This is a genomic window from Muriicola sp., assembly GCF_049669965.1.
In the GTDB taxonomy this organism is placed as follows: Bacteria; Bacteroidota; Bacteroidia; order Flavobacteriales; family Flavobacteriaceae; genus Muriicola.
Map to the genome: position 1 here is coordinate 1 of NZ_JBATLB010000191.1, position 5,832 is coordinate 5,832.

Sequence of the window (5,832 nt, forward strand, 5' to 3'; positions counted from 1 at the left end):
TGACTATGCTGTGCGAATTCCTCCCGGCAGTAATTCGGATGCCTTGTGTGAGACCATTATCACCTGGCAACTTGCCGAGAAAGAATTTGCCACCCGAGGATTAGATTCGGACCAGACGGTATCTGCCATAAAAGCGACCGAAAAAATGCTCAATATTATCTAACCAGACAAACAAACTCACTTACATGAAGTTAAATATTGCACTATTGGCCGGCGACGGGATTGGTCCGGAAGTAATAGACCAGGCCGTCAAAGTATGTAATGCCATCGCGGTAAAGTATCAACACGAATTAAATTGGCGGCCTGCTTTAACAGGCGCTGCGGCTATCGATGCAGTAGGCGATCCCTATCCTGATGAGACCCATGAGATTTGTGCCAGTTCGGATGCGGTTTTATTTGGTGCTATTGGGCATCCCAGGTTTGATAATGATCCCTCTGCCAAGGTAAGACCGGAGCAAGGGCTGTTGAAAATGCGTCAAAAACTGGGATTGTTTGCCAATGTTCGCCCCACCTTTACCTTTCCCTCCCTGATAGATAAATCGCCGTTAAAAAGGGAGCGTATAGAGGGTACCGACCTTGTTTTTCTCCGGGAACTAACAGGCGGTATTTATTTCGGTAAAAGAGGCCGGGAAGACAATGGAAATACTGCGTATGACACCTGTACATACACGCGCAAGGAGGTACAAAGACTGGCTGTCAAAGGCTTTGAAATGGCCATGAAGCGGTCCAAGAAACTGTGTTGCGTGGATAAGGCCAATGTGCTCGAATCGTCACGACTATGGCGGGAGACTGTTCAGGCCATGGAAAAAGACTATCCCGAAGTAACGGTTTCTTATGAATTTGTAGATGCGGTAGCTATGCGATTAGTGCAATGGCCGAAAGCCTATGATGTCTTGATCACGGAAAATCTGTTTGGTGATATCCTTACAGATGAGGCCTCAGTAATCTCCGGCTCCATGGGATTGATGCCCTCAGCCTCTATTGGAGATGCCATAGGCCTGTATGAACCCATTCATGGCTCCTATCCTCAGGCTGCCGGTAAAGACATCGCTAATCCTCTGGCTACAGTTTTATCTGCAGCCATGATGTTTGAAGACTTTAATCTAACCGAAGAGGCTCAGGCTATCCGGGATGTGGTAAACAAATCGCTTTCAGAAGGCATTGTCACCGAAGATCTCGCTGATGGCCAAAAGGCTTATAAAACCAGTGAAGTGGGCGATTGGCTTGCCAAAAATCTTTAACTTCTGTAATTCCTTTTCTACAAGATATATTCCGTGCTTGTAAAGTTCGATAATTTGGTCTCCAGAAGCTGGTTCACGGTTTCCTTATTGATCTCATTGTCCTTAAAGGCCAGGAAAGTTCGGATGGAAAATGAACGCAGGGCATCGTGCACACTGAGTGTTGATTGAGCAGAGTCCTTTCTTCCCGTAAATGGATATACATCCGGGCCCCGTTGACAGGAACTGTTGAGGTTTACCCGGCAAACCAGGTTGGCCAATGTGTCAATTAAAGGCGCCAGGGCATATACATCTCTTCCGAAAAGACTTACCTGCTGCCCATAATTGCTCGCAGCCATATCATCCAAAGGCTCTTCAATATCCTGGAATGAAAGGACGGGTATCACAGGTCCAAATTGTTCTTCCTGATATACGCGCATGTCTTTAGTGACCGGATACAACACTGCCGGCCAGATATAATTGTCAAAATGTTTTCCCCCTTTTTTATTGATGATCTTAGCACCTTTTGCAAGGGCATCATCTATCAATTCTTGTATATATGCGGGCTTATCGGGCTCTGGTAAAGGCGTTAGCTTCACACCCTTTTCCCAGGGGTTGCCAAATTTCATAGCGTCTACGCGAGCTGCAAATTCATCCAGAAATTTCTTTTGTACATCTTCGTGAACGTATACGATCTTAAGCGCTGTACAACGTTGCCCATTAAAAGACAGGGTGCCGGTAAGACATTCCTCAATGGTAAGATCCATATCAGCATCGGGTAAGATTATGGCAGGATTCTTCGCTTCCAGTCCCAGCACAAGTCGTAATCGGTTGCTTTTTGGATGCTGATCTTGCAAGGCATTGGCCGACTTGCTATTCCCGATTAAAGCTAAAACATCTACTTTCCCTGTTTTCATAATTGGTGCGGCAACCGTTCTTCCGCGTCCGAACAGAATATTTACCACGCCTTTTGGAAAGCTGTTTTTAAAGGCTTCCAACAAAGGAGTGATCAGCAGCACTCCAAATTTTGCCGGTTTAAAAATTGCCGTATTCCCCATAATAAGGGCCGGGATCAATAAGGCAAATGTTTCGTTTAGGGGGTAGTTATAGGGCCCCAGACAAAGTACAACCCCTAAAGGACCCCTTCGGATGTGTGCATAAACCCCTTCGTGTTGCTGAAATTTTGCCGAATTCCTGTCTAGTTGCTTATAATCCTCAATGGTATCGTAGATGTAATCTACTGTACGATCGAATTCTTTCTGAGAGTCTGGCAGGGATTTTCCAATTTCCCACATAAGCAGTTTTACGATCTCTTCGCGCTTGGTTTTCATCTGGGTCACAAACTTTTCCATGCACTCAATGCGATCTCTTACCTTCATGGTGGGCCATGTACCCTTACCCTGATCATAGGCCTTTAAAGCCCCTTCCAAAGCCATCAGGGCCTCTTTCTCGCCCAGATCGGGGATACTGCCCAATAAGGTTCTCTTGTACGATGCAGAAGATGAAATTGTTGAATATACCTCTGTAGTTGAACCTTTCCATGAGATGAGCTCTCCGTTTACGAGATAGGTTTTTTGATGTATTTCTTTTTTTACCTGAAACTCTTCAGGAATAATGGATACTTCTGTAGACATAATTGTATATTTTCTTTTATAGCAATGTAAAGATACGTCAAAACAAATGCTTTATACAATTGGTTTCATAGCCGTCATAGAGGCGCGTAACCTGGCGCCAACAGTTTCAACAGGATGTTCTCTCAAGGCCTTGTTTACCTGTATAAGCTTTGCGTTAGATACACCGTTGTCTTTACCTGCTCCGTACCCCTTTCCAATAACATCTATATCTACCTTTTTCATGAAGTCCTTCAGCAAAGGTTTGCAGGCATGATCAAATAAATAGCATCCGTATTCAGCTGTATCCGAGATAACCCTATTCATTTCAAATAGCTTTTTACGTGCTATGGTATTGGCAATAAGAGGGGTCTCATGTAAGGACTCATAATAAGCAGATTCTCCGATTATACCAGAAGCTGTCATGGCCTCATAAGCCAACTCCACCCCTGCCCTTACATAGGCAACCATCAAAACTCCATGATCATAGTACTCTTGTTCTGAGATCTTTTCATCTCCCGCTTTTGTCTTTTCGAAGGCGGTTTTGCCCGTGGCCGCTCTCCAGCTTAGTAAATTCTTATCATCATTGGCCCAGTCTTCCATCATCGTTTTAGAAAAATGACCACTCATAATGTCGTCCATATGCTTTTGGAATAAAGGACGCATTATATCCTTCATTTCCTCGGATAGATCGAAGGCTTTTATTTTAGCAGGATTAGACAGCCTGTCCATCATATTAGTGATCCCACCGTATTTTAATCCTTCGGTAATGGTCTCCCATCCGTATTGAATAAGTTTTGAAGCATATCCCGGTTCTATACCTTTTTCGATCATCTTGTCAAAACAAAGAATGGATCCTGTCTGTAACAAGCCACAAAGAATGGTCTGTTCTCCCATAAGATCTGACTTCACTTCTGCCACAAATGAGGATTCCAGAACTCCTGCTTTATGCCCCCCGGTTGCTGCTGCATATGCCTTTGCCTGTGAAAGGCCCTTTCCCTCAGGATCATTTTCTGGATGCACGGCAATTAGGGTAGGCACTCCAAATCCTCTTTTGTATTCTTCCCTTACCTCAGACCCTGGACTTTTAGGAGCCACCATGATCACCGTAAGATCTTTTCGGACCTGCATCCCTTCTTCCACAATATTAAAACCATGAGAATAGGATAAGGTTGCCCCTTTTTTCATCAGTGGCATCACGGTTTGAACCACATTTGTATGTTGTTTATCCGGGGTAAGATTGATCAGCAGATCTGCACCTGGCACAAGTTCTTGGTAGGTACCTACCGTAAACCCATTTTCCGTGGCGTTTACATATGAGGCTCTTTTTTCTTTAATGGCTGCTTCTCTCAGCGTATAGGCGATATCTAAACCAGAATCGCGCATATTCAACCCCTGATTTAAACCCTGGGCTCCGCAACCTATGATCACGATCTTTTTTCCTTTGAGAGCGGTTACTCCATCTGCAAATTCCGTGGAATCCATAAAACGGCATTTCCCCAATTGCTGCAATTTATCCCGTAATGAAAGCGTATTAAAATAATTTGTCATCCGTAAAGTTGGTTTATCGTATGTTATTCATTGTTTTCATATTCATTTAATAATGCCGAAATGGGCATGGCAGCCTTGGTTACTGCTATCCTTCCCGTTCTGACGAATTGCATGATTCCAAAGGGCTCCAGCAGATCGTGCATTTCATCTATTTCGTGTCGTCTGCCCGACTTTGCCAGGACAAAAAAGTCTCTGGAAACGGTAACGATCTGTGAATTGCTTTCCTTTATGATGTTTTGTATCTGTCGCTCATCAAAAAGCAAATGTGAGGCTATTTTAAACAAAGCAGATTCCTGGTAAATGATCTCTTCATCCGTGTGATAAAAGGCCTTGATCACCTCAATTTGTTTCTCGATCTGAGCTACGATCTTACGTGTCCAATCTTCAGTGGTGTACACCACAATTGTAAATTTAGAAACATGCTCAATCTCTGATTTAGAAACATTTAAGCCCTCTATATTAATGTGACGCTTTAAAAATATCCCTGATATTCTGTTGAGTAATCCTACGTTATTCTCCGAATACACCGAGATGGTAAACCATTTTTGTTCCATCGGGTTTTATTTTAGTCTGATATCTGATACTGAAGCACCTGAAGGGATCATAGGAAAAACATTATCCTCCTTTTCAACTTTAACTTCTAAGAAATAAGGCTCCTTACTGGCGATCATTTCCTGAACTGCCGACTTTAGGTTTTTACGTTCAGAAACTCGCTGTGCCTTGATATGATACCCTTCGGCTATCTTGACAAAATCCGGGTTTGTCATTACCGTAGACGCATACCTGCTTTCGAAGAACAATTCCTGCCATTGGCGAACCATCCCTAAGTGCTCATTATTAAGTACTACAATCTTTACAGCGGTTTTATTCTGAAAAATAGTAGCAAGTTCCTGAATGGTCATTTGATATCCCCCATCTCCAATGATTGCCACCACCTCTCTGTCTACAGCACCCATTTTTGCGCCAATAGCAGCGGGCAAGGCAAAGCCCATCGTCCCTAAACCTCCTGAGGTTATATTACTTTTAGACTGGGCGAACTTGGCATAGCGGCATGCAACCATCTGGTGCTGTCCTACATCTGAGACAATGACAGCCTTATTCTTAGAGGCTTTATTGATCTCTTCAATTACTTCCCCCATGGTTAGTCCGTCTTTGGTGGGGTGAAGATCTCTTTCAATGACCGCCTTAAATTCTTCTTCGTACTTCTCCTTGAACTTCTGTAGCCATGCTGCATGGCTGTTATTTTGGATCTTGGGCAGCAGCTTAGCCAGTGTTTCCTTGGCATTGCCTAAAAGGGCCACATCGGCCATTACATTCTTATTGATCTCTGCCGGGTCTATTTCAAGGTGAATGACCTTGGCTTGCTTGGCGTAGGTATCGAGACTTCCGGTTACCCGATCATCGAATCGCATCCCAATGGCGACCAAAACATCACACTCGTTGGTAAGCACGTT

General features: G+C 43.9%; 6 protein-coding genes. 2 read left to right on the forward strand and 4 right to left on the reverse strand.

All coding sequences use genetic code 11. The features are described 5' to 3' along the window. Both WBM49_RS10190 and leuB read left to right on the forward strand, forming a co-directional pair. Nucleotides 1-163 (forward strand): alpha-isopropylmalate synthase regulatory domain-containing protein (locus WBM49_RS10190; RefSeq protein ID WP_424371953.1); only part of this gene is annotated, 163 nt, incomplete at its 5' end. Between the two features lie 22 nt (nucleotides 164-185). Then, nucleotides 186-1,241: a 3-isopropylmalate dehydrogenase gene (gene leuB / locus WBM49_RS10195; RefSeq protein ID WP_424371948.1), complete on the forward strand. Its 1,056-nt coding sequence runs from the start codon at nucleotides 186-188 to the stop codon at nucleotides 1,239-1,241. A 17-nt stretch (nucleotides 1,242-1,258) separates the two neighbouring features. Here the strand turns inward: leuB and WBM49_RS10200 are convergent, their stop codons facing one another. The 4 genes from WBM49_RS10200 to WBM49_RS10215 all read right to left on the reverse strand — a co-directional run. Beyond that, nucleotides 1,259-2,851 carry an NADP-dependent glyceraldehyde-3-phosphate dehydrogenase gene (locus WBM49_RS10200; protein WP_424371949.1) on the reverse strand — a complete coding sequence of 531 codons (1,593 nt, stop codon included), beginning with the start codon at nucleotides 2,849-2,851 and terminating at the stop codon, nucleotides 1,259-1,261. A gap of 51 nt (nucleotides 2,852-2,902) precedes the next feature. Beyond that, nucleotides 2,903-4,378, reverse strand: coding sequence for a ketol-acid reductoisomerase (ilvC, locus tag WBM49_RS10205; RefSeq protein WP_424371950.1), 1,476 nt, complete (start codon nucleotides 4,376-4,378; stop codon nucleotides 2,903-2,905). 23 nt (nucleotides 4,379-4,401) lie between these two features. Continuing rightward, nucleotides 4,402-4,932, reverse strand: a complete 531-nt coding sequence (gene ilvN, locus WBM49_RS10210; RefSeq protein ID WP_424371951.1) for an acetolactate synthase small subunit — start codon at nucleotides 4,930-4,932, stop codon at nucleotides 4,402-4,404. Nucleotides 4,933-4,938: 6 nt separating this feature from the next. Continuing rightward, nucleotides 4,939-5,832 (reverse strand): thiamine pyrophosphate-binding protein (locus WBM49_RS10215; protein ID WP_424371952.1); only part of this gene is annotated, 894 nt, incomplete at its 5' end.

Bases quoted from the DNA above. Each gene is read 5' to 3' on its own strand.
- ilvC (WP_424371950.1), bottom strand. From the start codon at position 4,378: ATGACAAATTATTTTAATACGCTTTCATTACGGGATAAATTGCAGCAA.
- leuB (WP_424371948.1), top strand. From the start codon at position 186: ATGAAGTTAAATATTGCACTATTGGCCGGCGACGGGATTGGTCCGGAA.
- ilvN (WP_424371951.1), bottom strand. From the start codon at position 4,932: ATGGAACAAAAATGGTTTACCATCTCGGTGTATTCGGAGAATAACGTA.
- WBM49_RS10200 (WP_424371949.1), bottom strand. From the start codon at position 2,851: ATGTCTACAGAAGTATCCATTATTCCTGAAGAGTTTCAGGTAAAAAAA.